This is a genomic window from Nonomuraea gerenzanensis (assembly GCF_020215645.1).
GTDB classification, from domain to species: Bacteria; Actinomycetota; Actinomycetes; order Streptosporangiales; family Streptosporangiaceae; genus Nonomuraea; species Nonomuraea gerenzanensis.
In genome coordinates this window covers 7,430,917-7,457,724 of the sequence record NZ_CP084058.1, presented here as the reverse complement: position 1 = coordinate 7,457,724, position 26,808 = coordinate 7,430,917, and the positions used below count along the sequence as shown (strand labels likewise).

10 protein-coding genes are annotated in these 26,808 nt (G+C 70.4%); 5 read left to right on the top strand and 5 right to left on the bottom strand.

Annotated features, from left to right (window positions below; translation table 11 throughout):
• Positions 1 to 63: 63 nt before the first annotated feature.
• Positions 64 to 1,722 (bottom strand): ThuA domain-containing protein, encoded by a 1,659-nt coding sequence (locus LCN96_RS34555; protein ID WP_225266623.1) that lies wholly within the window; start codon positions 1,720 to 1,722, stop codon positions 64 to 66.
• Between the two features lie 1,026 nt (positions 1,723 to 2,748).
• Between LCN96_RS34555 and LCN96_RS34550 the strand changes: the two genes are divergently transcribed.
• Together LCN96_RS34550 and LCN96_RS34545 are read left to right on the top strand one after the other, a co-directional pair.
• Positions 2,749 to 17,868: an RHS repeat-associated core domain-containing protein gene (locus tag LCN96_RS34550; RefSeq protein WP_225266622.1), complete on the top strand. Its 15,120-nt coding sequence runs from the start codon at positions 2,749 to 2,751 to the stop codon at positions 17,866 to 17,868.
• 218 nt (positions 17,869 to 18,086) lie between these two features.
• Positions 18,087 to 18,602 (top strand): hypothetical protein, encoded by a 516-nt coding sequence (locus LCN96_RS34545; protein WP_225266621.1) that lies wholly within the window; start codon positions 18,087 to 18,089, stop codon positions 18,600 to 18,602.
• 47 nt (positions 18,603 to 18,649) lie between these two features.
• Here the strand turns inward: LCN96_RS34545 and LCN96_RS34540 are convergent, their stop codons facing one another.
• From LCN96_RS34540 to LCN96_RS34530, 3 genes are all read right to left on the bottom strand, one after another.
• Complete coding sequence (locus tag LCN96_RS34540) at positions 18,650 to 19,549, bottom strand: CHRD domain-containing protein (RefSeq protein ID WP_225266620.1); 900 nt, start codon at positions 19,547 to 19,549, stop codon at positions 18,650 to 18,652.
• A gap of 127 nt (positions 19,550 to 19,676) precedes the next feature.
• A complete protein-coding gene (locus LCN96_RS34535; RefSeq protein WP_225266619.1) occupies positions 19,677 to 20,591 on the bottom strand; it encodes a CAP domain-containing protein in 915 nt (304 codons plus the stop codon).
• Between the two features lie 83 nt (positions 20,592 to 20,674).
• A complete protein-coding gene (locus tag LCN96_RS34530) occupies positions 20,675 to 21,856 on the bottom strand; it encodes a cytochrome P450 (protein WP_225266618.1) in 1,182 nt (393 codons plus the stop codon).
• Between the two features lie 155 nt (positions 21,857 to 22,011).
• On the opposite strand from LCN96_RS34530, the gene LCN96_RS34525 reads away from it, so the two are divergent.
• The 3 genes from LCN96_RS34525 (at position 22,012) to LCN96_RS34515 (ending at position 25,952) form a co-directional block, all read left to right on the top strand.
• Positions 22,012 to 22,725, top strand: a complete 714-nt coding sequence (locus tag LCN96_RS34525; protein WP_225266617.1) for a helix-turn-helix domain-containing protein — start codon at positions 22,012 to 22,014, stop codon at positions 22,723 to 22,725.
• A 63-nt stretch (positions 22,726 to 22,788) separates the two neighbouring features.
• A complete protein-coding gene (locus LCN96_RS34520; protein ID WP_225266616.1) occupies positions 22,789 to 23,517 on the top strand; it encodes a neutral zinc metallopeptidase in 729 nt (242 codons plus the stop codon).
• Positions 23,518 to 23,675: 158 nt separating this feature from the next.
• Positions 23,676 to 25,952 (top strand): bifunctional SulP family inorganic anion transporter/carbonic anhydrase, encoded by a 2,277-nt coding sequence (locus LCN96_RS34515; RefSeq protein WP_225266615.1) that lies wholly within the window; start codon positions 23,676 to 23,678, stop codon positions 25,950 to 25,952.
• A 94-nt stretch (positions 25,953 to 26,046) separates the two neighbouring features.
• Here the strand turns inward: LCN96_RS34515 and LCN96_RS34510 are convergent, their stop codons facing one another.
• On the bottom strand, positions 26,047 to 26,784 hold the full coding sequence (locus LCN96_RS34510) for a helix-turn-helix transcriptional regulator (RefSeq protein WP_225266614.1): 738 nt from the start codon (positions 26,782 to 26,784) through the stop codon (positions 26,047 to 26,049).
• Positions 26,785 to 26,808: the final 24 nt, after the last annotated feature.

Here is a 26,808-nt window from a genome sequence, read left to right as displayed (position 1 = left end):
CGCCCGCGCCGAGCCGCCCGCGCAGGTCGTCCGTGGCAACAGGCGGTCACGGACGACCTGACCTCAGCGGGCGTACCGCAAGGTGAAGGAGTCCAGCTCGAACAACTCTCCCCGGCGCCCCTTGAAGACCAGGTGCACGGGCCCGGAAGCGGAGCCGGTCAGCGTCGTGGTGACGTCACGGTATCTCTCCCGCCCGCCCCTGCCCGGCACCGCGACCGTGCCCAGCAGCGGCCCGGCACGCGTACCCGCCCGCACCTCGACCGTCCCGCCCACGCCAGTGGTCCGGACGCGCGCCGTGAAGGCAGTCGCGCCCTGCGCGGAGAGGCGCTCGTATCCCGCCCAGTCACCGTCGTCGAGCCGGCCGAGCGTCGCGCCGCCGCCGGCGGAGGCCCGCCGCACGACCCGCACCCCGCCGCCCGCCGTGCACGCCTCACCCTCCACGGTGGCGCTCAGCCGCTTGACACGGATGTCGCGGAAGGACACCACGTCCGCGTCCCCGTGGTTCTGGATGCCGACGTGGCCCTGGCGCAGCGAGCGCCGGGGGTCGGTGCTGGTGAAGTCGTTGATCAGCACGCCGTTGAGGTACACGCGCAGCCGTTCGCCCTCCACCAGCAGCTCGTAGGTGTTCCACGAGCCCGGCGGGTTCAGCGCGGCGTCCCGGGCGGCCAGGTCGGCGGCCTGGAAGCCGTAGATCGAGCCGGTCGTGCGGTCCGGGGCGTCGGTGGCGTCGATCTGCACCTCGTAGCCGTTGTTCACCGCCGACCACGGGTCGTCGGAGGCCGGGAAGCCCACGAACACGCCCGAGTTGCTGTCGCCCGTCACCCGCCAGTCCAGCTTCAACGAGTACGAGCCGAGCTCCTCCGCGGAGTACCACAGCAGCCCCAGCCCGCCCTGCGAGGTCAATGTGGCATCGGCCTCGGCGAACCCGCCGGGCCCCGCCTGCGACCACCCGGCGGTGGAGCCGTCGTAGAGAGCGCTGTAACCGTTCTCGGGCCGGCAGTCGGCCTGGGCGACCCCGGCCGCGTACCGGATGCCGCCGAGCAGCACGTTACGGAAGGCCGGGTCGGCGTAGGACTCGATGGTGTGCCCGAGCCCGGTGTAGAACGCGCGGCCCCGCTCCTGCGGGTGGCACCAGGTGATGGGATGGTCGCCGCCCATGTCGCCGCCGCTGTAGGTGGCCTCGTCCAGCGACTGCAGCACGTGCACCGACGCCCGGGGGTTGGCGCGGTAGTTGTACCACTCGTCGGTGCGCGTCCAGGCGGGGCCGAGGTGCGCGGTCGCGGGGTGGGCCCGGTCCTCGGTGCGGACGGTGGCCGGCTGGATCGCGGGATGGTTCTTGAAGTACGCGCCCACCAGCCGCCCGTAGTACGCCCAGTCGTACTCGGTGTCGGCGGCCGAGTGCACGCCCACGTAACCGCCGCCCCCGTCCACGTAGGACTGGAAGGCGGCCTGCTGGGTGTCGTCGAGCACGTCGCCGGTGGTGTTGAGGAAGACCACCGCCTCGTAGCCGGCCAGGTCCGTGAAGGCGCCGGCGTCCTCGGTGGCGGTCACGGTGAAGTCGTTCGCGGCACCGAGGTCGCGGACGGCCTGGATGCCCGCGGGGATCGCGTCGTGGCGGAAACCGGCGGTCTTGGAGAAGACCAGCACGTCGTACGCCGGCTCCGCCGGGGTCGCGGTCAGGGTGGCCGCGACGAGCGTGAGAGTCAAGAGTTTGGACAGCATCGCCGCCTACCTCGTGGTGACAGTCAGCTGATCGGTGGGACTCGCCCTCGACCGTCGCCGCTGAGGCGCGGAACGTCAAGTCGTGCCGGTGAATGTCGCCGATTTTCCACGGCGGCGTCGCTGCGTCGGGGCCCAAGGCCATTGCTGTCTAGGAAAAATGTAGGCGCTGCCGGAGCGCTTCGACGTCCGGAGCAATGCGCTGTGATTTACGTCACATTCACAGTGTCACAGATGGTGGTGTCGATGGCATGAGCAGCGTCTTTTCTCGCAACGCGGTCGGCTCGATCGGGTCGTGATCACCCGGGCCGAATTGTCAAGATCTAGTAGGGAGATCGCAGTTCCGATAAAACTGCGCCTGTTATTTACCTCCGGCTTATGGCGTGCGCCAGGGTCATTCAGGGCTTCCTTCTTTACGAAATGCGAGGCGTGGCGATGCTGCGTGCACGGGGTCGGGAGAGCGTTACGGGCCGCAGCGGTTTAGGGCTGGGCAGGAGCGGTCCATCCCGGTGGGCGGCCCGCATGGCCGTCATCATGGTGATGGCGCTCCTGCCCAGCTTCCTCACCCTGGAAGGCATGGCGGTCACCGCCGAACCCGCACCGGCACGGCTGAACATTCCGCAATCGCCGGCGGCCGGTTCCTCGGCGGCGGCTCCGACCCAGAGCTCGGGTTCCGCGAACGGACTTCCGCACCTCGTGGATCCGGCGACGACACAGCCGGACGGCGTGGCCGAGAATCGCGACAGCAAGCGTCCCAAGGACGCGCTGCCGTTGGAGAAAAAGCCCAGTGCGAGTGCTGAACCGGCGACCGACGGATTGAACTCCCCGCCTCCGTTGACTTGGGCAGAACCAGAACGAGCCGACACCGCACAAGCGCCAGCCACAGGAACACGCGCAATTTCCGCGAAGAGCGACAACGCGTCCCTCACGCACGGCACAAGCAAGGTCGCGGCTAATTCCGCTGTATCACTGCCGACGGTCTCGGGCCTGTCGGCTTCTCCCGGGCAGGCGGTGTCGAATCTGTGGACGTTGTCCTCGACGCAGCCGACGTTCTCGGCGTACGGCTCCGACCCGGAGTCACGGTCGCTGCGCATGGAGACGCAAGTCGAACATGACCCGTCGGCTGCCGGGCAGGGCTCCGGGTTGATCTGGTCGGCCACCGGTGCGGTGTCCAGTGGTTCCTGTTCGGCGACGATCTCGTGCTGGCTGCAGTCGCCGGTGGTGGCGGCGGGCAAGCTGAAGGACGGGTGGCTGATCCGCTGGCGGGTGCGCGCCTCCACCGCCAGCGGGGTGACGGGTCCGTGGACGAAGTGGCAGGCCGGTCGGGTGGACACCTCCAAGCCGACGGTCTCGGGACTGTCGGCGTCTCCCGGGCAGGCGGTGTCGGGTTTGTGGACGGTGTCGTCGCTGCAGCCGTCGTTCTCGGCGAACGGCTCCGATCCGGAGTCGCGGTCGCTGCGTTTGGAGACCGAGGTCGAGCATGATCCGGGTGCGGCCGGTCAGGGTTCGGGGTTGATCTGGTCGGGCAGCGGGTCGGTGTCCAGTGGTTCGTGTTCGGCGACGATCTCGTGCTGGCTGCAGTCGCCGGTGGTGGCGGCGGGCAAGCTGAGGGACGGGTGGTTGATCCGCTGGCGGGTGCGGGCCTCCACGGGCGGTGGGGTGGCTGGTCCGTGGTCGGAGTGGCAGGCCGGTCGGGTGGACACCTCCAAACCTACGGTGTCGGGGCTGTCGGCCTCTCCGGGGCAGGCGGCGTCGAAGCTGTGGACGCTGACGTCCTTGCAGCCGTCGTTCTCGGCGAACGGCTCCGATCCGGAGTCGCGGTCGTTGCGGCTGGATACGGAGGTCGAGCATGATCCGGGTGCGGCCGGTCAGGGTTCGGGGTTGATCTGGTCGGGCAGCGGGTCGGTGTCCAGTGGTTCGTGTTCGGCGACGATCTCGTGCTGGCTGCAGTCGCCGGTGGTGGCGGCGGGCAAGCTGAAGGACGGGTGGCTGGTCCGCTGGCGGGTGCGGGCCTCCACGGGCGGTGGGGTGGCTGGTCCGTGGTCGGAGTGGCAGTCGGCCACCGTGGCGGTGAGTGGCACGGCGGGCAGCGGGCTGGGCGCGGTGCCGGCCACCCGGGGCGCCGACACGTGGACGCTGGCCTCGGCCACGCCGTGGCTGTACGCGAAGGTGAGCGACGCCGGCGGCGCGAAGCTGGTGCTCGGCGCTGAGATCGAGCACGACCCGGCCGCGCCGCAGCAGGGCACGGGAGCGATCTGGTCGGGTCAGGGCACCACCGCGTACGCCTCCGGCGGTAACGCGTGGGTGCAGGTACCGGCTGGAATGCTGGCCGATGGGATGAAGGTCCGCTGGCGGACGCGTGGTGTCACGACCGGGGGCGTGGCGGGTGAGTGGTCGCCGTGGCAGAGCGCGACGGTCGATGTGTCGAAGCCGGCGGTGTCGGATGCGGGGTTGACTCCGGCGACGAGGGGCGCGGTGTCGTGGACGGTCTCGTCGGTGACGCCGTGGGTGTATGCGAAGGTGACCGATCCTGAGTCGCGTGCTGTGCGGTTGTCGGTGCAGATCGAGCACGATCCGGGCGCGGCGGGTCAAGGGACGGGTCTGGTCTGGGAGGGCAAGGGCGCCGCCGCGGCGTCCTCCGGGACGAACGCCTGGGTGCAGGTGCCCTCCGGCAAGCTGAACGACGGGATGAAGATCCGCTGGCGGGTGCGCGGTGAGACGGCCTCCGGTGTCGCGGGGCCGTGGTCCGACTGGGCGCTGGCGGGTGTCGACCTGACCAAGCCGCTGGTGGAGTCGCTGGGCATGAATCCGGCTCTGCCGGGCTCTGCCTCATGGGCGGCGGGATCGTTGACGCCGTGGTTGTACGCGCGGGTGTCCGATCAGGAGAACCGGTCGAGCAAGCTGAACGTGGAAGTGGAACACGACCCCGGAGTACCGGGCCAGGGGACAGGCCTGATCTGGTCGGGAGTCTCGGACAAGGCGTACGCGTCGGGGACGGTCGCCTGGGCGCTGGTGCCGTCGGGCAAGCTCGTCGACGGCTGGCAGATCCGCTGGCGGGCGCGGGCAGCGACCACGTCCGGGGCGTCGGGCCCGTGGTCGGACTGGGTGTCGGCCCGGATCGACACCAAGCTCTTCGACACGATTCCGCCGGGACCCGCTGTCAGCAGGATGTCCGCCCCCGGGCAGCTGGTCTCGGGCGTGTGGATCCTGCCGAGCGCCGGCCCGGTGTTCACGGCGGCGATCTCCGACGCCGACCGGCGGCCCGGCGTACTGGAGGCGGAGGTCGAGCATGATCCGGCCGCGACGGGTCAGGGCTCCGGGCTGATCTGGTCCGGGCAGGGCAGGACCTTCGCGGAGACCTGCTTCACGGGGCAGACGTGTTCGGCCTCGCACACGTCTCCCGCGGTCACGGGCTTGCAGAACGGCTGGCAGATCCGGTGGCGGGTGCGTGCCGTGGTGCAATCCACGGACTCCTCCGGTGCGCTGGTGCCCGGTGCGTGGTCGGAGTGGCAGGCGGGTCGGGTGGACACCTCCAAGCCGGTGGTGTCGGGGCTGTCGGCCTCTCCGGGCCAGTCGGCTTCCGGGTTGTGGACGCTGCCGTCACTGCAGCCGTCGTTCTCCGCCTACGGGGCTGATCCGGAGTCACGGTCGTTGCGTTTGGAGACGCAGGTCGAGCACGATCCGTCGGCCGCCGGGCAGGGCTCGGGGCTGATCTGGTCGGCCACCGGCATGGTGTCCAGCGGCTCGTGCACCCTGACGATCACCTGTTGGGTGCAGTCGCCGGTGGTGCCGGAAGGCAAGCTGAAGGACGGCTGGCTGGTTCGCTGGCGGGTGCGCGTGTCCACTGCCGCCAACGTCACAGGACCGTGGTCGGAGTGGCAGGCGAGCCGGATGGACATCTCCAAGCCGGTGGTGTCCGGGCTGTCGGCGTCCCCCGGCCAGGAAGTGTCCGGCTTGTGGACGGTGTCGTCGCTGCAGCCGTCGTTCTCCGCCTACGGGGCTGATCCGGAGTCACGGTCGTTGCGTTTGGAGACGCAGGTCGAGCACGATCCGGGTGCGGCCAGTCAAGGCTCGGGGTTGATCTGGGCCGGCGCCGGTGCGGTGTCCAGTGGTTCGTGTTCGGCGACGATCACGTGTTGGGTGCAGTCGCCGGTGGTGGCGGCGGGCAAGCTGAGGGACGGGTGGTTGATCCGCTGGCGGGTGCGCGCCTCCACGGGCGGTGGGGTTGCGGGTCCGTGGTCGGAGTGGCAGGCCGGTCGGGTGGACACCTCCAAGCCGGTGGTGTCCGGGCTGGCGGCGTCCCCCGGCCAGGAAGTGTCCGGCTTGTGGACGGTGTCGTCGCTGCAGCCGTCGTTCTCCGCCTACGGGGCTGATCCGGAGTCACGGTCGTTGCGTTTGGAGACGCAGGTCGAGCACGATCCGGGTGCGGCCAGTCAAGGCTCGGGGTTGATCTGGGCCGGCGCCGGTGCGGTGTCCAGTGGTTCGTGTTCGGCGACGATCACGTGCTGGGTGCAGTCGCCGGTGGTGGCGGCGGGCAAGCTGAAGGACGGGTGGCTGATCCGCTGGCGGGTGCGCGCCTCCACGGGCGGTGGGGTTGCGGGTCCGTGGTCGGAGTGGCAGGCGGGCCGGGTGGACACGTCCAAGCCGGTGGTGTCCGGGCTGTCGGCCTCTCCCGGCCAGGTCACTTCGGGGTTGTGGGCGGTGTCGTCGCTGCAGCCGTCGTTCTCCGCCTACGGGGCTGATCCGGAGTCGCGGTCGCTGCGGCTGGATACGGAGGTCGAGCATGATCCGGGTGCGGCCGGTCAGGGTTCGGGGTTGATCTGGTCGGGCACCGGGTCGGTGTCCAGTGGTTCGTGTTCGGCGACGATCACGTGCTGGCTGCAGTCGCCGGTGGTGGCGGCGGGCAAGCTGAAGGACGGGTGGCTGGTCCGCTGGCGGGTGCGCGCCTCCACCGGTGGTGGGGTGGCTGGTCCGTGGTCGGAGTGGCAGTCGGCCACCGTGGCGGTGAGTGGCACAGCGGGCAGCGGGCTGGGCGCGGTGCCGGCCACCCGGGGCGCCGACGTGTGGACGCTGGCGTCGGCCACGCCGTGGCTGTACGCGAAGGTGAGCGACGCCGGCGGCGCGAAGCTGGTGCTCGGCGCCGAGATCGAGCACGACCCGGCCGCGCCGCAGCAGGGCACGGGAGCGATCTGGTCGGGTCAGGGCACCACCGCGTACGCCTCCGGCGGTAACGCGTGGCTCCAGGTACCGGCTGGAAAGCTGACGGACGGCATGAAGGTCCGCTGGCGGGCACGCGGCGTCCCCACCACAGGCACGGCGGGTGAGTGGTCGCCGTGGCAGAGCGCGACGGTCGATGTGTCGAAGCCGGCGGTGTCGGATGCGGGGTTGACTCCGGCGACGAGGGGCGCGGTGTCGTGGACGGTCTCGTCGGTGACGCCGTGGGTGTATGCGAAGGTGACCGATCCTGAGTCGCGTGCTGCGCGGTTGTCGGTGCAGATCGAGCACGATCCGGGCGCGGCGGGTCAAGGGACGGGTCTGGTCTGGGAGGGCAAGGGCGCCGCCGCGGCGTCCTCCGGGACGAACGCCTGGGTGCAGGTGCCGTCCGGCAAGCTGAACGACGGGATGAAGATCCGCTGGCGGGTGCGCGGCGAGACCGCCTCCGGCGTCCCCGGCCCGTGGTCGGACTGGGCGGTGGCGGGCGTCGACCTTCGCAAACCCTCCGTGGCGGGATTGTCGATGACGCCGGCGACCTGGGACGCAGCGACCTGGACAGCGGCAGCGGCGTCGCCGTGGCTCTACGCCAAGGTGACCGACCCCGAGAACAGAGAATCCTCGCTCGCCGTGGAGATCGAGCACGACCCGGCGGCGACCGGCCAGGGCACCGGCTTGATCTGGACCGGGAAGAGCGCCCGGGCGTACGGCTCGGGTGAGAACGCGTGGGTGCAGGTCCCGTCCGGAAAACTGACCGACGGCATGAAGGTCCGTTGGCGGGTGCGGGGTGAGACCGCCTCCGGTGTGGTCGGCCCGTGGTCGGACTGGGTAGCGGCAGGCATCGATCTGAGCAAGCCGACGGTGGAATCGCTGGGCATGGACCCGGCTCTGCCGGGGTCCGCGTCGTGGACGGCGGGATCGTTGACGCCGTGGCTGTACGCCAGGATCACCGATCCGGAGAACCGATCCGGCAAGCTCGACGTTCAAGTGGAGCACGACCCGGCGAAGCCCGACCAGGGGACGGGCCTGATCTGGTCGGGCACCTCGGACAGGGAGTACGCGTCCGGCGACAACGCCTGGGCGGCCGTCCCGGCGGGGAAGCTGGCCGACGGCTGGCAGATCCGCTGGCGGGCCCGGGCGACGACCACCTCCGGAATGTCGGGACCGTGGTCGGCCTGGGTGCCGGCCCGGGTGGACACGAAGGTGTCCGGCACGATCCCGCCCCCTCCGGTGGTGGGCAAGATGTCCGCCCCCGGGCAGCTGGTCTCGGGCGTGTGGATCCTGCCGAGCGCCGGCCCGGTGTTCACGGCGACGATCTCCGATGCCGACCGGCGGCCCGGCGTGCTACAGGCGGAGGTCGAGCATGATCCGGCCGCGACGGGACAGGGCTCCGGGCTGATCTGGTCCGGGCAGGGCAAGACCTTCGCGGAGACCTGCTTCACGGGGCAGACGTGTTCGGCCTCGCACACGTCTCCCGCGGTCACGGGCCTGCAGAACGGCTGGCAGATCCGGTGGCGGGTGCGTGCGGTCGTGCAGTCCACCGAGTCACCCGGTGCGCTGGTGACGGGGTCCTGGTCGGAGTGGCAGGCGGGTCGGGTGGACACCTCCAAGCCGGTGGTGTCGGGGCTGGCGGCCTCTCCCGGTCAGGCTGTGTCCGGGTTGTGGACCTTGTCGACGTTGCAGCCGACGTTCTCGGCGTACGGCTCCGATGCGGGATCGCGGTCGTTGCGGCTGGAGACGGAGGTCGAGCACGATCCGTCGGCCGCGAGCCAAGGCTCGGGGCTGATCTGGTCGGCCACCGGGGCGGTGTCCAGCGGCTCGTGCACCCTGACGATCACCTGTTGGGTGCAGTCGCCGGCGGTGACGGCGGGCAAGCTGAAGGACGGCTGGCTGATCCGGTGGCGAGTACGCGTGTCCACCACCGGTGGGGTGGCGAGTCCGTGGTCGGAGTGGCAGGCGGGCCGGGTGGACACCTCCAAGCCGGTGGTGTCGGGGCTGGCGGCCTCTCCCGGCCAGGTGTCGTCCGGGTTGTGGACGTTGTCGACATTGCAGCCGACGTTCTCGGCCCATGGGGCCGATCCGGAGTCGCGGTCGTTGCGGCTGGAGACGGAGGTCGAGCACGATCCGTCGGCCGCCGGGCAGGGCACGGGGCTGATCTGGTCGGCCACCGGCACGGTGTCCAGCGGCTCCTGCACGACGACGATCACGTGTTGGGTGCAGTCGCCGGTGGTGGCGGCGGGCAAGCTGAAGGACGGGTGGTTGATCCGCTGGCGGGTGCGGGCCTCCACCGGTGGTGGGGTTGCGGGTCCGTGGTCGGAGTGGCAGGCGGGCCGGGTGGACACCTCCAAGCCGGTGGTGTCCGGGCTGGCGGCCTCGCCCGGCCAGGTCAACTCGGGGCTGTGGACGCTGTCGTCCACCCAGCCGACCTTCTCGGCCCATGGGGCCGATCCGGAGTCGCGGTCGTTGCGGCTGGAGACGGAGGTCGAGCACGACCCATCGGCCGCCGGACAAGGATCGGGGTTGATCTGGTCCGGCATCGGTGAGGTGTCCAGTGGTTCGTGTTCGGCGACGATCACGTGTTGGGTGCAGTCGCCGGTGGTGGCGGCGGGCAAGCTGAGGGACGGGTGGTTGATCCGCTGGCGGGTGCGGGCCTCCACCGGTGGTGGGGTTGCGGGTCCGTGGTCGGAGTGGCAGGCGGGCCGGGTGGACACCTCCAAGCCGGTGGTGTCGGGGCTGTCGGCCTCTCCCGGCCAGGAGACCTCAGGACTGTGGACGTTGACGTCCTTGCAGCCGTCGTTCTCCGCGTACGGCTCCGATCCGGAGTCGCGTTCGCTGCGACTCGACACGGAGGTCGAGCATGATCCGGGCGCGGCCGGTCAGGGCTCCGGATTGATCTGGTCGGGCACCGGTGCGGTGTCCAGCGGCTCGTGCACGGCCACGATCACCTGCTGGGTGCAGTCGCCCGTGGTGGCGGCGGGCAAGCTGAAGGACGGGTGGCTGATCCGCTGGCGGGTACGTGTGTCCACCCCCGGCGGCGTCACGGGCGCCTGGTCGGAGTGGCAGCCGGCCACCGTGGCGGTGAGCGGCACGGCGGGCAGCGGGCTGGGCGCGGTGCCGGCCACCCGGGGCGCCGACACGTGGACGCTGGCCTCGGCCACGCCGTGGCTGTACGCGAAGGTGAGCGACGCCGGCGGCGCGAAGCTGGTGCTCGGCGCCGAGATCGAGCACGACCCGGCCGCGCCGCAGCAGGGCACGGGAGCGATCTGGTCGGGTCAGGGCACCACCGCGTACGCCTCCGGCGGTAACGCGTGGCTCCAGGTACCGGCTGGAAAGCTGACCGACGGCATGAAGCTCCGCTGGCGGGCACGCGGCGTCCCCACCACAGGCACGGCAGGCGAATGGTCGCCCTGGCAGAACGCCACCGTGGACCTTCGCAAACCGAGCATCGACGGCCTCGGGATGAGCCCGGCGATCCGCGGCACGACGTCGTGGACGGCGGAGTCGCTGACGCCCTGGATGTACGCCAAGCTGACCGACCCCGAGAACCGGCCCGGCAAGCTCGACGTTCAGGTCGAGCACGACCCGGAGAAGTCCGGCCAGGGGACGGGCCTGATCTGGTCGGGCACCTCGGACAAGGAGTACGCCTCCGGCACCAACGCCTGGACGGCCGTCCCGGCCGACAAGCTGACCGACGGCTGGCACATCCGCTGGCGGGCACGGGCCACGACCACCTCGGGAGTGTCGGGGCCGTGGTCGGAATGGGTGTACGCGACCGTGGCGGCGCTGCCGTTCGAGTCGTTCTCCCCGGCGAACAACAGTCAGGTGGACACCTTGACGCCGGTGCTGTCGGCGAACGCACGACCCTTCAACGGCGGCCAGGTCAAGTACTGGTTCCAGCTCTGCGCGGGCAGCGCACCGAACTGGCGCTGGTGCAAGGACTCCGCGCAGGAGAGCGAAGAGTGGTCCACGCAAGGCACCTGGCAGGTCGTGGACAGGCGGTTGAAGTGGGGCGAGACGTATTCGTGGATGGCCAAGGCGGCCACCACCTACACGACCGTGACCTCCTCGTGGCGGACCTTCACTCCGGCGCCGGAACAGGGCAACATCAACGGCCTGCTGGCCGCCGGCACACAGGGGCGCGAGTTCAACCACACCTCCGGCAACTTCGCGCACACCGCGACCGACGCCTCGGTGGCGGTGGTCGGGCCGCCGCTGAACGTCAGCCGCACCTACAACAGCCTGGACCCGCGCACTGACGGCATGTTCGGCACCGGCTGGACGACCCGCTGGGACATGCGGATCGAGGTGGAGCCGACCGGCAGCCTGCTGGTGACCTACCCGGGCGGCGAGCAGATGCGGTTCGCGCCCACGGGCAACGGCACCTACGCACCCCCGCAGGGCACGTTCGCGACGCTGGCCGCCGAGCAGGCGGGAGGCTGGCGGCTGATGGACAAGTCCGCCACCTCCTACTGGTTCGACGCCTCCGGCCGTCTCACCAAGATCACTGACCATCGGGGGCGGGCGCAGGAGCTGACTCGCGGCACCGACGGCAGGCTGACCAAGGTGACGGCGACGGGTGGCCGGTCGCTGACGTTCATCTGGGCAGGCGGCCACGTCGGCAGCGTGTCCACCGACCCGGTCGATGGCAAGCCGCTGACCTGGACCTACAGCTATGAGGGCGATCAGCTGGTCAAGGTGTGCCCGCCGGCCTCGGCGACGGCCTGCACGACTTACGCGTACGGGACGGCCTCGCGGTACAAGAGCGTGATCATCGACTCGCGGCCGGACTACTACTACCGGCTGAACGAGGCCGAGACCCGCACCGGCACCGTCATCGCGAGTGCGGCGGGCTGGAACATCACCGAGGAGCAGGCCAAGCTGAACGGAACCACCCCTGCCGACCTCGGCGCCCAGGTGCCGGGCGCGCCGACCGGGTCGCCGGACACCGCGATGCGTTTCAAGGGAGCGGCGACCTCGACCTACGTGCAGCTGCCGCCGAATGCCGTGAGCGGCCAGGGCGGGGAGCTGGCTGTGGAGGCCTGGTTCAAGACCACAGCCTCCGGCACAGTCATCGGCATGCAGGACACCGCCGACAACACCCCGTCGGAGTCCGCGCCGGTGGTCTATGTGGGCACTGACGGTAAGCTGCGCGGCCAGTTCCACACCGGCCCGTCCACCGTCGCGCACACCCCGATCACCTCCCCGGCTGCGGTGAACGATGGGGCCTGGCACCATGTGGTGCTGTCAGCGGTGGAGACCAAGCCCGCCACGAGCTCGGCGCCGGCGGAGCACACACAGACGCTCTACCTGGACGGCGTCGCGGTGGGCACGCTGGCTGGGGAGATCCAGCACGGTGACATGGCGCAGACCCGGATCGGCTACGGTCACGCCTCTCCGGCCTGGCCGTCCACCACGAGCGGTGCCGCGCCGTTCCCGTTCAACGGTGACATCGACGAGGTCGCCATCTACGGCAAGCCGCTCGGCGTGGCGGCCGTACAGCGGCACTTCGCAGCTGGGAAGGCGCAACCGCAGCTGACCAAGGTGACCCAGGCGTCGGGCAGGGTCCGGGCGGTCAACACCTACAACCCCGACGGCGGGCGGCTGGCGACGCACACCGATGCCCACGGCGGCACCTGGAAGCTGTCGGACCCGGCGTATGCCAGGCAGACCACAATCTCCACCTTCGCCACTGTGACGGTGACCGACCCGCACAACGGGGTCGTCACCTACGTCGCCGACGCGCAGCGTGGTTACCGGCAGGTGTCGGTGACCGACCAGGCCGGCGCGACCACGAGGTACGCCTACGACACAGGCGGTTTCCCCGCCAAGGAATACGACCCCAACGGCAACGCGGTGGAGATGACCTTCAACGCCCGGGGCAACATGCTGTCCAGGAAGACCTGCCGGGCGGCCGGCAGTTGCTCCACCGAGTACTTCTCCTACTTCCTGAACACGAACGATCCCTTCGACGCTCGCAACGACCTCAAGATCGCACACCGGGACGGCAGGTCGGCCTCGGCAACGGACGAGACGTACCAGACGTCCTGGACCTTCAACTCCCATGGCGAAGAGGTCAAGCAGACCACCCCGGCCACGGCGGACTTCCCGCAGGGCCGTTCAGCGGTGAAGACCTACACAGACGGCACGGAAGCGGCGGCGGGCGGTGGGAACACACCGGCAGGACTGCTGAGATCCGCCAAGGACTACAACGGCAACGAAGTCACCTATGCCTACACGGCGTCCGGGGACGTGGCCGTGGAAACCGTGGCGACAGGGCTCAGGTACAACCGGGAGTACGACGTGCTGGGCCGGGTGGTCCAGGAGATCGAGGTCTCCAAGGCCTACCCGGAGGGGCTGGCCACGACAGTCGCCTATGACGCGCTCGGCAGGATCACCTCGCGTACCGGGGCGGGCGTCAAGAACGACATCAGCGGCGTGACGCACACGGTGAAGTGGAGCCGTACCTATGATGAGGACGGGTTGCCGCTCACCGAGACGCTGTCCGACCTGACCGGCGGCGACGCGGCCAGGACCACCGGCTACGGCTACGACTCCTACGGGCGGCTGGAGACCGTGACCGGCCCGGAAGGCGGCGTGCAGCGTTTCGCCTACGATCACAAGGGCCAGAAGGTCAGGTTCACCGACGAGCGTGGCACCGTCTTCCATTACGGCTACACGCCGCGGGGCGAGCTGGCGACGAGCACGCTGAAGGGCTGGACCGGCAGTCCGATCGACCCGCAGCAGGCGGTTGACGTGACGATGACCTCGTACGCCTACGATCCGGGCGGCCGGCTGGCCTCGGAGACCGACGCGATGGGCCGCACCACCGCCTACACCTACTACGGCGACGACCTGCCGGCGAGCAACATCGCCAAGGCGGCGCGGCTCAACGGGTCGTCCACGCCGCGAGACGTCGTACTGGGATCGCGGACATACGACGCGGCGGGCAATGTCGTGGAGGAGACCACCGATGGTGGCACGCTGCGGTTGGCAGGCGTGTACGACGCCGCGGGGCGGCTGACCCGGCTCGCGACGGACCCGGACAAGCTCAACCGGGTCGCCGACTACAGCTACGACGCCAACGGCAACGTCATCAAGATCAGCCGGAGCGCGGCCGGCTCGGACCGCGTCGAGGTCACCGAGTACGCCTACAACGCCGCCAACCAACCGATCAGAGAGGTCGTGCACAACGACGGCGGGGAAGACCTGATCACCACGGTGACGGTGGATGACCGGGGCCTGACCACGGCGACAACGGACCCGAGGGGCAATGCGCCGGGCGCCGACCCGGCGGCGTTCACCACCGACATCGCTTACAACGCCCTGAGATTGCCCACGCAGGTGCAGTCACCACCGGTGGCGGTGGAGCGTGCGGGTGCCGCCCCTGCCACCCAGCGGCCGGTGACCAGAACCGGATACAACACCTACGGAGAGCCCACGCACCGGGCCGATGCCGAAGGCAGGATCCTGACCAGCGTCATGGACCGGGCCGGCCGCGTGGTGGAGCAGGCGATGCCGGCCTACACGCCGCCGGGCGGGCAGCCGATCACACCGAAGATCACCTCCGGTTACGACGCGGCGGGCCAGCTGATCAGCAACACCGACGCCAGAGGGCAGCAGACCACCTACATCTACGACGGCCTGGGCCGGAAGGTACAGGTCAGAGCGCCCAAGGCGGCTGTGTCGAGCTTCGGCTACGACCTGCTGGGAGAGGAGCTGTGGACAGTCGACCCCACCGGCGCCCGCTCGGAGGCCACGTATGACGACCTGGGCCGCCAGATCACGCTGACCACCATCGAGCGCCGGCCGGCACAGGCCACCTACGTCACCCGGATGGAGTACGACGACGCCAGCCGGGTCACCAAGACCATCCGGCCGACCGGCGACAGCACCACCCGGGCCTACGACGCCACCGGCGCGCTGATCGCGAACACGAACGCGCTGGGTGACACCACGACGTTCGCGTACGACCTGGCCGGACGCCTGATCAGATCGACCGATCCCCTGGGGCTGTCCAGCACGGCCACCCATGATCTGGCAGGGCGGAAGGTCCGGACGCAGGAGCTGAACGCGCAGGGCACGGTGCTGCGTAGCCAGCGGTTCGGGTATGACCCGGCTGACAATCTGATCAGCGAGACCTCGGCCGAGGGACACACCACCACGCAGGTGTTCGACGCGGCCAACCGGCTGGTGGAGCGCCGCGAGCCGGTGTCCGCGACCGAGACGATCACTACGAGCTTCGGGTACGACGCCGCCGGGGAGCAGACCCGCTCGACCGATGGGCGTGGTAACGCCACCTACACCACCTACAACAGCCTCGGTCTCGCCGAATCGGTGATCGAGCCGAGCACCGCGGCACACCAGCAGGCGGCCGACCGTACCTGGACCACCGCCTACGACGCCGGTGGCAATCCGGTGACCACACTGCTTCCTGGCGGGGTACGCATCGCCCGGGTCTTCGACGAGCTGAACCGGCTGACCCAGCAGACCGGCACCGGTGCGGAGGCGGACACCGAGGCCAAGACGTTCGGCTACGACCTGGCGGGCCGGGTGACCACCGCCAACGACCTGGCCTTCACCCTCAACGACCGAGGGCTGCTGCTGAAGATCAGCGGGGCGAGCGGGGACATCAGTACCTACGCCTACGACGCCAACAGCAGGTTGACCCAGCGCGTGGATACGACCGGCACCTCCTCCTTCACCTGGGACGACGCCGACCGGCAGACTCAAGCGGTTGATCCGGTCAGCGCGGTGACCATCGACTACGGCTACGACAAGAACTCGCGGTTGACCTCGATGGCCTACGGCGCGTCCGGGGCCCGGCGCAGCTACAGCTACGACGAGCTGAACCGGCTCACCGAGGACCAGCTCACCACCTCTGCGGGAAGCCCCATCGCCTCGATCGGGTACGAGTACGACTTGGACGACAACTTGACGTCCAAGACGACCGCGGGCACGACAGGAGCGGGTCGGAACGTCTACACCTACGACTGGTCCAACCGGCTGACCTCATGGACCGCGCCGGACGGCACGAAGACCGGCTACGAGTGGGACGCGGCAGGGAACCGGGTCAAGGCCGGCGACAAGACCTTCACCTACGACGAGCGCAACCGCTTGATCTCGGGCGATGGGCACACCTACACGTACACCGCCCGTGGCACCCTGGCCGAGGACTCCGCCGGCATCGTGCGCCGGACCAAGTTCGACGCCTTCGACCGGCTGATCAACGACGACGCCGTCGTCTACGAATATGACGCCCTGGACCGGGTGGAGACCCGTACCGCAGGCGGCAAGAGCACCCGGATGGTCTATGACGGTGTGAGCAACAACCTGACGGCGGTGACCGACGGCGGCACCGGCGTGGTGACGTCGACCTTCGGCCGCGACGCGCTGGGCCGCACGCTCGGACTGTCGGATGGCACGGGCGGGCGGCTGGCCTTCTGCGACCTGCGTGGTGACCTGATCGGCACCTTCGGGGCAGGCAGCACGTCCCTGGCCGATTCGGTCGCCTTCGACCCCTTCGGCGAGGTGCTCTCCCGTACAGGGGCGGCTCACGACCTGGGTTACCAGGGCGGCTACACCGACCCGGACACGGGCAAGGTGAACATGGCCGCTCGCTGGTACCAGCCCAGCACCGGCAGCTTCGTCAGCCGGGACACTCTCGGCCAGGCCCCGGACCCCAGCGTGCAGCTCAACCGCTACACCTACGCCAACGACAACCCGCTGACCGCAGTTGACCCGGACGGGCACGCGACGAAGAAGAAGACGACGACGAAGAAGACGACGAAGAAGGCGAGCACGAAGACCACGAAGACGCAGAAGGAGAAGGAGAAGGAGTACAAGGCCTGCGCGAACCAGGGCTTCAAGAACAAGAACGGGCTCAACTGCGACGCGGAGAAGAAGATCTCCAAGGAGACGAAGGCGTTCGTCGTCGACTGCAAGAAGGGTCTCAACGACGACAACGCGTGCGCGGACGGCGGGGTGGCGTATACGTCCTGCCGCCTGGGAGGCAAGAAATCGGGCAGCTGCGAAGGCGCCGGCGTCAAGGAGGCCTGCGTCACCCAGGGTGGAGGCAGCCTCTGCACGAGTTCCATCGAGGCCTATGACTCCTGCCGGTCGGACAAGTCGATCTCTCGTTCCGTGTGCATCGAAGGCAATCCACAGTACGTCGACTGCATGCATCGCTACAGCAACGCCCACGACACCTGCGTCGGTTCGACCGGAGCCTACGAACGGTGCCGGGTCGACGGCGAGAACTACGGCTCCAAGTCTCAATGCGCGGTGGTCGGCGAGGTCTACGCGGTCTGCTCCTACCAGGGCGGGCTCAAGAACCTGGGTGATCGCAGCGGCTACGACCAGTTGGACTCCGTCTGCAAGGAGGTGGCCAACGACACGGTCCGATGTTTCCTGAAGGTCAAGGGCTCGCTCGGGGACTGCTTCGCCGCCGGTGTTGTGCAACTCGACTGCATCAAGGCCACGAAGAAGGTCGGCGACTGCGGAAAGCTGGCCGATGGAATCTACTGGTGCATGTCCAACCCGAAGTCGGACTACTGCGACTCCACCCCCCAAGAACGGCCCTGTGTGACCAAGAACAAGTCCAAGACGTGCGAGAGGTACTACTCGTCGGTCCAGGCGTGGTTCTCGTCGGAGATCTACAAGAAGTCCGACCTCACGACACCGGGAGTCTGTCAGGTGAAGGATTTCCTGTCTCACATACCTGTGGCCAAACCGGCTGAGACGGCGGCGAGCACGGTCTGCGGGCTCATCGACAGCGGCATCAAGATTTTCAACATGGTGAACAAGAACGCCGATATCAATGCCAACTGGAAGAAGGCGCGGCTGAGCTCTCCCGGCAGCGGGCTCATCGTCAAGAGGGTCTGTACCGACATCGCCGGCGATATAGGATCCGTCTGCACCGACACCGTCCGTCCCGCCTGAGTGGGAGGCTCTCGTTGAGGTGGACTCGGCACTCGAAGTGGTTCCGGGCGGGGCTGAGCGGCGGCATCGCGCTGGTGGCCTTGCTGGGCATCGGGTTCGTCTGCCCGCTGCCCAGCCCGCCCAGTGGTGGCACACCGGTTCACCAGCGGGCCACGGCCGGGACTGCGGCGCAGAGGACGCAGAGCCCGGCCCACGGAGCGATGCCGAGAGTGCCGGACGTGTCGCGTGCGCGCTACAGGTCCTGCAAGGCGTCCGGCTTCAAGGAGAAAGATTGCGCAGGCGCAGCCGCACTCGACCGCGACGTGAAGGCGTTTCTCGCCGACTGCCGCAAGGCCGACGCGGTCGGAAGGGGCAGGAAGCCGTGCGTCACGGGCGCCGCCGCTGTCGCCAAGACCTATCTGGACTGCCGGTTGGCTGGAAGAACCGACCGGCAGTGTGAGTCGCCCGCGGTGCGTGAAGCGTGCGTCTACCGAGGGGCCGGGCTGATCTGCAGGGACGCCGTGCCCGTCTACGCCGACTGCCGCAGCCCCGACGCAGGAGGTGTGGTGACGAAGCGGAGCATCTGCGTCGAGGGAAACATCGAATACGAATATTGCCGATACGCCTGGGGGGTCACCGTAAGCGGGGATGTCTGCGTGCCCGCGACGGCGGTCTATCAGACCTGCCGGCGGCGAGCGCCGGTTGACGAATGCGAGGCAAGAAGGGACGAGTACGCGAGGACCCACCATCAGTAGCCCGTCAAGTCTGCCCCTCGCAAGGCGCGGCTGTGAGGGGCGCGGCCTCACCAGTCCCCTCGGTAGAGCTGGCCGCGTACCGCGCCCCCGGGGAACTTGGCGTTGTGCAGGTTGGCGTACCAGTTCCCGGGGTTGTTCCAGATGCGGCGGGAGACGGCCGCGGACGTCGTGGCGCTGCCCGCGAGCCCGGTGACGCCGGCCGGCAACCCGCCCTTGGCCTCGAAGAACGGCACCACGACGGGGCCGTTGCTGCCCTTGGGCGCGCGGTGGATGTGCGCCGCGGTCGGGGCCGCGATCTTCTTCCAGGCGGCGGCGAACCACACGCGCCGGCCCTCCGGCTGCACCAGCCAGGCCGCGCGCCCGTTGCCGTCGCCGACCTTCGTGCCGGGGGCGCGGACCTCCTGCCGGCCGTCGGCGCGTGCGGTGAGCGTGTGGCCGAAGCCGTGGGCCAGCACCGACTCCATGGACACCGGCCGGACGCGGTGCAGCTGGGCGCGGACGGCGCCGCCGCCGAACTCGGCGTTGTGCAGGTTGGCGTACCAGTTCTGCGGGTTGCCGAGGATGCGGCCGAGCAGGTTGCGGTCCTTGACGATGACGGTGCCCTTGACCGCGTGCAGCTGGGCGGGCAGCGCCGTGGCGAAGAACGGGATCCTGACCTCACCGTTCTCGCCCGCCGCGCCCCGGTGGATGTGGAACCCGCTGGGCGCTTTCACGTTCTGCCACCGCACCGCGTAGTCCACCCGCTGCCCGTGGATGCGGAACACGGCGAGCGCGCTCCCGTCCCCGTCGCCGGCCTTCGTGCCGGGGGCGGGGACCTCGTTCTTGCCCGCGAGGGAGGCGGCGAGATACACGGGGGTGCTCGACGACGCGGAGACCGGGGTGACAGAGCCGGCGATCATGGCCGTGGCGACGGCCAGACCGGGGACAGCGAGGGTGCGCTTCTTCATGGTCGGCCCTTTCGTCTGCCTCAGGAGTGAGGCCGAATTGCTTGCTCCTGAGAGGTACGGGCGGCGTCATGAGCGAGGTTCACCGTCAGCGCCACCGGCTTCAGCGGGGGGCGGACTTTCCGGGAGCTCAGCGGGCGGCGAAGTCCTGCGTCCAGTAGATCTGGCCCTGCGCGTTCCTGGCCGCGCCCACCCCGATGTGCGTGTACGAGCAGTTCATGATGTTGCGCCGGTGGCCGTCGCTGTTCATCCAGTCCCGGACCACCGCGGCCGCCGACCGCTGCCCCATCGCGATGTTCTCCGCCCAGGCCGAGCCGGCGAAGCCGGTGGCGCGGATGCGGTCGACCATGTCGCGGCCGTCCTGGGAGTCGTGGTCGAAGTAGTCGTTGTTCGCCATGTCGGCCGAGTGCCCGAGCGCCGCCCTGCGCAGCTTCGCGTCGTGCGTGAGCGGGCGGCAGCCGCCGTCGGCCCGCTCGGCGTTGGTCAGCCGGACGACCTCGTTCTCCAGCGCCGATCCGACGGAGGCCACCGGTTGCTCCGTCTTCCTGGCCGTGGAGGTGCGGGTGCGCGTGGGCGCCGGGGTGGCGGTCGGGGTGGGGGTGGGGGTGGGGCAGGTCAGCCGGACGGGCTCGGAGGTGGCGGTGTCGTTGCGGTAGTCGGTGGCGACCGCGTAGTAGGTGCCCGCCTTGCAGGGCATCTTCAGGGTGAGGCGGTCGTTCCTGGTCGCGCCGCTCTTGACGACGGGATCCTCGCCGGGGACGGCGCGCTTGATGCGGACGCGCATCAGCGCCGGGCGCACGCACTCGCGGCGGGTCGCCGAGGTCCGGATCGTCAGCGCGGTGATGGCCGGGCTGACCACGCTGACGCGGCACTTGTCCGACTCGGGGGAGGGCGTCCGCTTCGGGGAGGGTGCCGGAGTGGAAGCGGGAGCGGGTGTGGTCGCCTCAGGCAGTGCCGCGGGAGCGGCGCCCTGCGTCCCGCCCGTGGACGGGGCGCAGGCGGCGAGGCTGAGCACGGCGGCGAGTGCCCCCAGGGGTCGTCGCATGGGGATTCCTTCGGTGACGGGACACGATGGACGTCCCGCATCTTGCCACGAAACCGGACATTTCGCCCACCGAACCGTCAGAGTCAGGCCCCCCAGGTCACGGGCAGCCGGTGCACGCCGTAGATGAGCATGTCGGTACGCAGCGGCACGTCCTCGGCCGGGACGGCCAGGCGCAGGCCGGGGAACCTGCCGACCAGCGCGGGCAGCGCCACCTGCAGCTCCACCCGCGCGAGCTGCTGACCGAGGCACTGGTGCGCGCCGTGCCCGAAGGCCACGTGCCCGCCGGCCCGGCGGGACAGGTCGAGGGTGTCGGGGTCGGTGAAGTGCGCGGGGTCGCGGTTGGCCGCCGGCACCGAGACGGTGACCGACTCCCCGGCCTTGATCACCTCGCCGTTCAGCTCGACGTCGGTCAGTGCCGTACGGACGGTGAAGGGGATGATGCTCGCATACCGCAGCAGCTCCTCGACCGCGCGCTCGGCGAGGCCGGGGTCCGCGCGCAGGGCGGCGAGCTGATCGGGGTGGGTGAGCAGCGCGAACACGCCGAGCGCGAGCATGTTCGCCGTGGTGTCCAGGCCGGCGCCCAGGAGCAGGAAGCCGATGTTGACCAGCTCCTCCTCGGTGAGGTCGGTCCCGGTCAGGTCGCTCAGCAGGTCGTCGGTGGGGTCGGCGCGCTTGGCCGTGACCAGCTCCTGGATGAACGCGTGCACCGCGCCGTAGGCCGCCGCCAGCTCCTCCGGCGGCGCGTTCAGGCGGAACAGGTCCAGCGCGTGCTGCTGGAAGCGCGCCCGGTCCTGGTACGGGACGCCGAGCAGCTCGCAGATCAGCTGCGCGGGGATCGGCTGCGCCAGGGCCGTCACCAGGTCAACCGGGCCGCCCTGCCGCTCCATCGCGGCCAGGTGCTCCTCGGTGATCAGCGAGACCCGCTCGCTCAGCAGGCGCATGCGGCGGACGGTGAACTTCCCGGTGAGCAGGCGGCGGTACCGCGTGTGCTCCGGCGCGTCCATGCCGCCGAACATCCCGGGAGGCGGCGGCCGGTCGCTGCCCGGGGCGCCGGGGACCGGCAGGTGCCGCAGGTCGGGGCGGACGCTGAAGCGCGGGTCGGCCAGCACCTCGCGCACCAGCGCGTGGCTGGTGACCAGCCAGCCCTCGTGCCCGTCGGGGTAGGCCAGCCGGCTCAGCGGGCGATGCTCGCGGAGCTCGGCCAGCCCCGCCGGCGGGTCGAATGGGTGACCGGGGCGCCGCTCGGTCGGCAGTGGTGCGCTCACCGCAGTCTCCTTCTCGGGTGCTCTGTGTTTGCGACGCGCGAAACGCTAGGTGCGCGTCCGCACCGGAAACAACAGGTCAGAGCGATAGCCCGAGCTACGGACGATAAAGTCGATGCGTTGACGATGACAGTGAACGCATCGCGGGGGAGGTGGCGATGGCGGCGGGCCGTCTGACCTACGAGGAGCGCCGGCGCATAGCCGAAGGGCTGGCCGCGGGCCTGGCCTATGCCGAGATCGCGCGCCGGCTCGGCCGGTCCACGTCCACGATCGTCCGCGAGGTCGCCCGCAACGGCGGGCACCACCGCTACCGGGCCAACCAGGCCGAGCAGGCCACCCGATGGCGAGCCCGCCGCCGGCCGGTCCCGCACGCCGCCGACCTCACTGCCGGCCCCATCGCCCACCCCGCCGCGTCCGGGGGTGAGCCGGAGTCGGTGCGAGAGTTCGAGGAGCGCTTCGCGGCGATGATGACCGGGACCGGGATCCCGGCCATGATGGCCAGGGTGCTCGTCTGCCTGTTCGCCGCCGACACCGGCGGCGCCACCGCCGCGGAGCTCGTCGCCCGGCTGCGGGTGAGCCCGGCCTCCGTCTCCAAGGCGGTCGGCTGGCTCGGGGAGCGCGGCCTCATCACCCGCGAACGCCGGGGCCGGCGCGAGAGGTACCTGATCGACGATCACGTCTGGTACCAGGCGTGGCTGGCGAGCCTGCACGGCATGGTCCTGTGGGCGCGGTTCACGCAGCAGGGGGCCCAGCTCTACGGCGAGGGCAGCCCGGCCGGCGCGCGGCTGCACACCGCCGGTCAGTTCTTCCGGCACCTGCACCGCGACATGTCCCAGTCCGCCGAGCACTGGCGGCACACCCTCGCCACCTGAACGCACCGCACCGGCCGTGGCTCGGTTCCCCGCCTGGCACGCCGTGCCCCTAAGATCCGCTCTATGATCATCCGCTTATCGGCCGGGACGGCCATGGGCCTGGCCCTCCTCTGCGCTCCGGCGCTCGCCGAGCCCGTCAAGGGCGCCCCCGACCTCACCCACAACGCCCTCTACAAGGCGGCCGCACTCCCCAAGGTCGCCTGCAAGCTGACCAAGGGCACCAGTGCCGCCTCCACCAGGAAGTACATCACCCGACTGGTCGGCTGCCTCAACGCGGCCTGGAAGCCGGCCATCAAGGGCTTCGTCCCGGTCAAGGTGGTCTTCAAGGACGCCGACGACAAGGAGTCCTGCTCCACCGGCATGGACGTCGCCGGCTCCTTCTCCGAGATCTGCGCCACGCAGCTCCGCGTCCGCCTGGCCGACGACTGGATCAAGGCCAAGAACGACCTGACCGTGTTCACCTCCATCACCCGGACGTGGGGCGGCGTGGTCACCGGGCAGACCGGCATCGGCGAGGCGTGGTGGGGGCTGGAGAACGACGCCTCCGAGACCGTCATGAACGAGCACAACCGCCGCTACTACCTGCAGCTCGACTGCTTCGTCGGCGTGTCGGCCAAGGCCGTGGGGCGCCAGGTCAAGGACTGGAAGCCGGTCGTCAAGGTGCCGGAGTTCTGGAAGAACAGGTTCCACGGCAAGACCGCGAACCGGCTCTACTGGTCGCAGCAGGGCTACAAGTCGGGCAAGCCGGGCGCCTGCAACACCTGGAAGGCGAGCTCCGCCAAGGTCGCCTGAGGGCCGTCCCGGGCGGTGCGGTCGCCGCCACCGTGACGCCCGCGTCCCGCGGCGCCGCGCTGACCCGGTCGGCGATGAGTGGCTCCGCCGCGCGACGACGCCCGACGAGATCTGCTCATGTCTGAACGTTCGTGGTTCGACGCTCTAAGGTGTGCCGCATGAGCACAACAACTACAGAGAGTAGCTTCATACGAACTCTCAGATACGATCTTCCGGCGTCACTGGTGGTCTTCCTCATCGCGGTGCCGCTGTCGCTGGGCATCGCCATGGCCGCCGGGGCGCCGCTGGCGGCGGGACTGGTCGCCGCCGCCGTGGGCGGCATCGTCGCCGGCTGGCTGGGCGGCTCGGCCGTCGTGGTGAGCGGGCCGACGGCCAGCCTGACCGTGGTGATCGCGGGCCTGGTGCACACCTACGGCTGGCGCGCCACCTGCGTCATCACGATCCTCGCGGGCGCCGTGCAGGTGCTGCTCGGCGTGTTCAAGGCGGCGCGGGCGGCGCTGGCCGTCTCGCCCGCCGTCGTGCACGGCATGCTGGCCGGCGTCGGCATCATCATCGCGCTCGCCCAGCTCCACGTGGTGCTGGGCGGCAGTCCCCAGCACTCCGCGCTGGCCAACCTGACCCAGCTCCCCGGCCAGATCATCGACATGCACGGCCACAAGGTCATGGTCGGCGTGCTCACCGTCACGGTCATGCTGGTCTGGGGGCGGCTGCCCAAGCACGTCCGGGCGGTCCCGGCCCCGCTGGCCGCGCTGCTCGTGGCCGCCGGCACCGCCTGGGTCTTCGGCTGGAACGTCACCCGCATCGACCTGACCGGCGCGATCACCGAGTGGGCGCCGCCCGAGCTGCCGCAGGGCGACTGGCACGACGTGGCCGGCGGCATGCTGCTGATCGCGCTGCTGGCCGGGGCCGAGTCGCTGCTGTGCTGCGTGGCGATCGACGGCCAGCACTCGGGCCGCCGCGCCGACCTCGACCGCGAGCTGTCCGGGCAGGGCGTGGCCAACGTGGTCAGCGGCCTGCTCGGGGGTCTCCCGGTGGCCGGCGTGATCGTGCGCAGCACCACCAACGTCCGGGCCGGCGCCCGCAGCCACCGGTCGGCGATCCTGCACGGGGTCTGGGTGCTGCTGTTCGCGCTCTGCCTCGGTGGAACGATCCAGCTCATCCCGATGGAGGCGCTGGCGGCCCTGCTCGTCTTCATCGGCATCAGGACGATCAGCCTCGGCCATGTACGCAAGGTGCACGGACACAACGAGATCTCCGTCTACGTGGTGACCATGGCGGGCGTGATCCTCGTCGGGCTGGCCGAGGGCGTGCTGGCCGGGCTCGCCCTGGCCGCGCTGCTGGCGCTGCGGCGGCTGACGAGGATCACGGTCGACAAGCGCGAGGAGCCGAACGGCCGCCTGCACGCCACCGTCTCCGGCTCGCTCACCTTCCTCGGCGTGCCCCGGCTGACCCAGGAGCTGCGCGCCATCCCGGCGGGCACCGCCGTCGACCTCGACCTCAACATCGACTTCATGGACAACGCCGCCTTCGACGCGCTCCACAGCTGGCGGCTCGACCACGAACGCCTGGGCGGCACCGTCACCATCGACGAGCTGCACGACGAGTGGTACACGCTGGCGGCCGGCGGCGCCCGCATGTTCCCCGCCAAGAGCCCGCCCAAGCCGTCGGGGCGCTGGTGGCTGCCGTGGACGCACCGCCGTCCCGACTCCGCCACGGCCGCGGAATGCCGGCTCACCCGGGGCGCCGAGGAGTTCCACCGCCGTACGGCGCCGCTCGTGCGGCCCATCCTCACCGAGCTGGCCGCCAAGCAGCAGCCCACCCATCTGTTCATCACCTGCGCCGACTCCAGGATCATGCCGAGCCTGATCACCTCCAGCGGCCCCGGCGACCTGTTCACCGTCCGCAACATCGGCAACCTGGTGCCACGCGCGGGCGCCACGCCGGGCGACGACTCGGTGGCCGCCGCCATCGAGTACGCCACCCGCGTCCTCAACGTGCACACCATCACGGTCTGCGGCCACTCCGGCTGCGGCGCGATGGCCGCCCTGCTCAGCGGCCCCGCGACCACGGCGGACCTGCCCCAGCTGCGCCGCTGGCTCCGGCACGGCGACGCGAGCCTGACCCGGCTCGGCGGCGAACGCCCGGACGACGCGCTCGAACTGCTCTGCCGGCAGAACGTGCAGCAGCAACTGGAGAACCTGCGGACCTACCCCCGGGTCGAGGAGCAGGTCGCGGCCGGGCGGCTGAAGCTGGTCGGGCTGTACTTCGACATCGGGGCGGCCCAGGTGCACGTGGTGCCGCCCGCCCGGCCCGGCGCCGCGCGGGAAGCCGGTGCCGCGCGGGAAGCCGGTGCCACGCGGGAAGCCGGTGCCGCCGGGGAGGACGTCCCCGCGCGGGAGGCCGTCCCCGCGCCGCCGGAGCCGACGCAACGATGACCCGCCGTACGCGGTGACCCGTGGCCGGCGCGGCGCCGGGGGCGGACCGGTGCCCCGGGCCCGCGCCGGCCCGGCCGCGGGCGGGAGCCGTGCGTCAGCTCGCCGGACGCTCCTCCCACCGGGCGGCCAGCTCGGCCGGATCACCGCATCCCATCTTCACCAGCACGGAGGCGAGATGCCGCTCGACCACGCTCTGGCTGACGTCCAGCCGCTGCGCGATGCGTTCCTGAGCGAGCCCCAGCAGCACCAGCTCGGCCACGTCACGCTCCCGCGTGGTGAGGCCCCGCACGGCGACGGGCGGCCCGGGATCGGCGTCGAAGTACGGGCTCAGCAGTGGCCCCAGCGTGGCCGCCATCAGCAGGTCGCCCGGCCCGATGGCGCGCCGCGCGCCGTCGAACGGCACCCCCAGCGTGCTGACCGTGCCCGTGACCGCGGACCTGATGACGATCTTCAGCATGTCGTCGATGCCGTTGCGGCGCAGAAACGTGTCGGCGAAGTCCCGCTCGGGGCCGGTCGCCCGCAGGCGCAGCTGCCCGAGGGTGGCCACACCGCGGCGGGTCAGGCAGGCGACCCCGTCGTGCGAGGCGAACGGGTTGTTCCAGCGCCAGCGCTCGACGTACTCCTCCACGAAGTCCGGCCGGAACGTGGTGCGGTACTGCTCCTCGCCGTCGCCGCCCAGCGCCAGGTACGCGGGGTTCTCGGCGACGAACGCGTCGGTCCAGCCGAGATGGACGGCCAGGGACTCGGCCAGCACCGGATAGAGCGCCCCTTGACGAGCCGCGGCCACCTGCTCCAGCACCCTGATGAGCTTTCGGTATTCCAGCTGTTCCACGGATCCGCCATCGCACTCGTTCAC

Bases quoted from the DNA above. Each gene is read 5' to 3' on its own strand.
- LCN96_RS34535 (WP_225266619.1), bottom strand. From the start codon at position 20,591: ATGCGACGACCCCTGGGGGCACTCGCCGCCGTGCTCAGCCTCGCCGCC.
- LCN96_RS34555 (WP_225266623.1), bottom strand. From the start codon at position 1,722: ATGCTGTCCAAACTCTTGACTCTCACGCTCGTCGCGGCCACCCTGACC.
- LCN96_RS34515 (WP_225266615.1), top strand. From the start codon at position 23,676: ATGAGCACAACAACTACAGAGAGTAGCTTCATACGAACTCTCAGATAC.
- LCN96_RS34520 (WP_225266616.1), top strand. From the start codon at position 22,789: ATGATCATCCGCTTATCGGCCGGGACGGCCATGGGCCTGGCCCTCCTC.
- LCN96_RS34540 (WP_225266620.1), bottom strand. From the start codon at position 19,549: ATGAAGAAGCGCACCCTCGCTGTCCCCGGTCTGGCCGTCGCCACGGCC.
- LCN96_RS34525 (WP_225266617.1), top strand. From the start codon at position 22,012: ATGGCGGCGGGCCGTCTGACCTACGAGGAGCGCCGGCGCATAGCCGAA.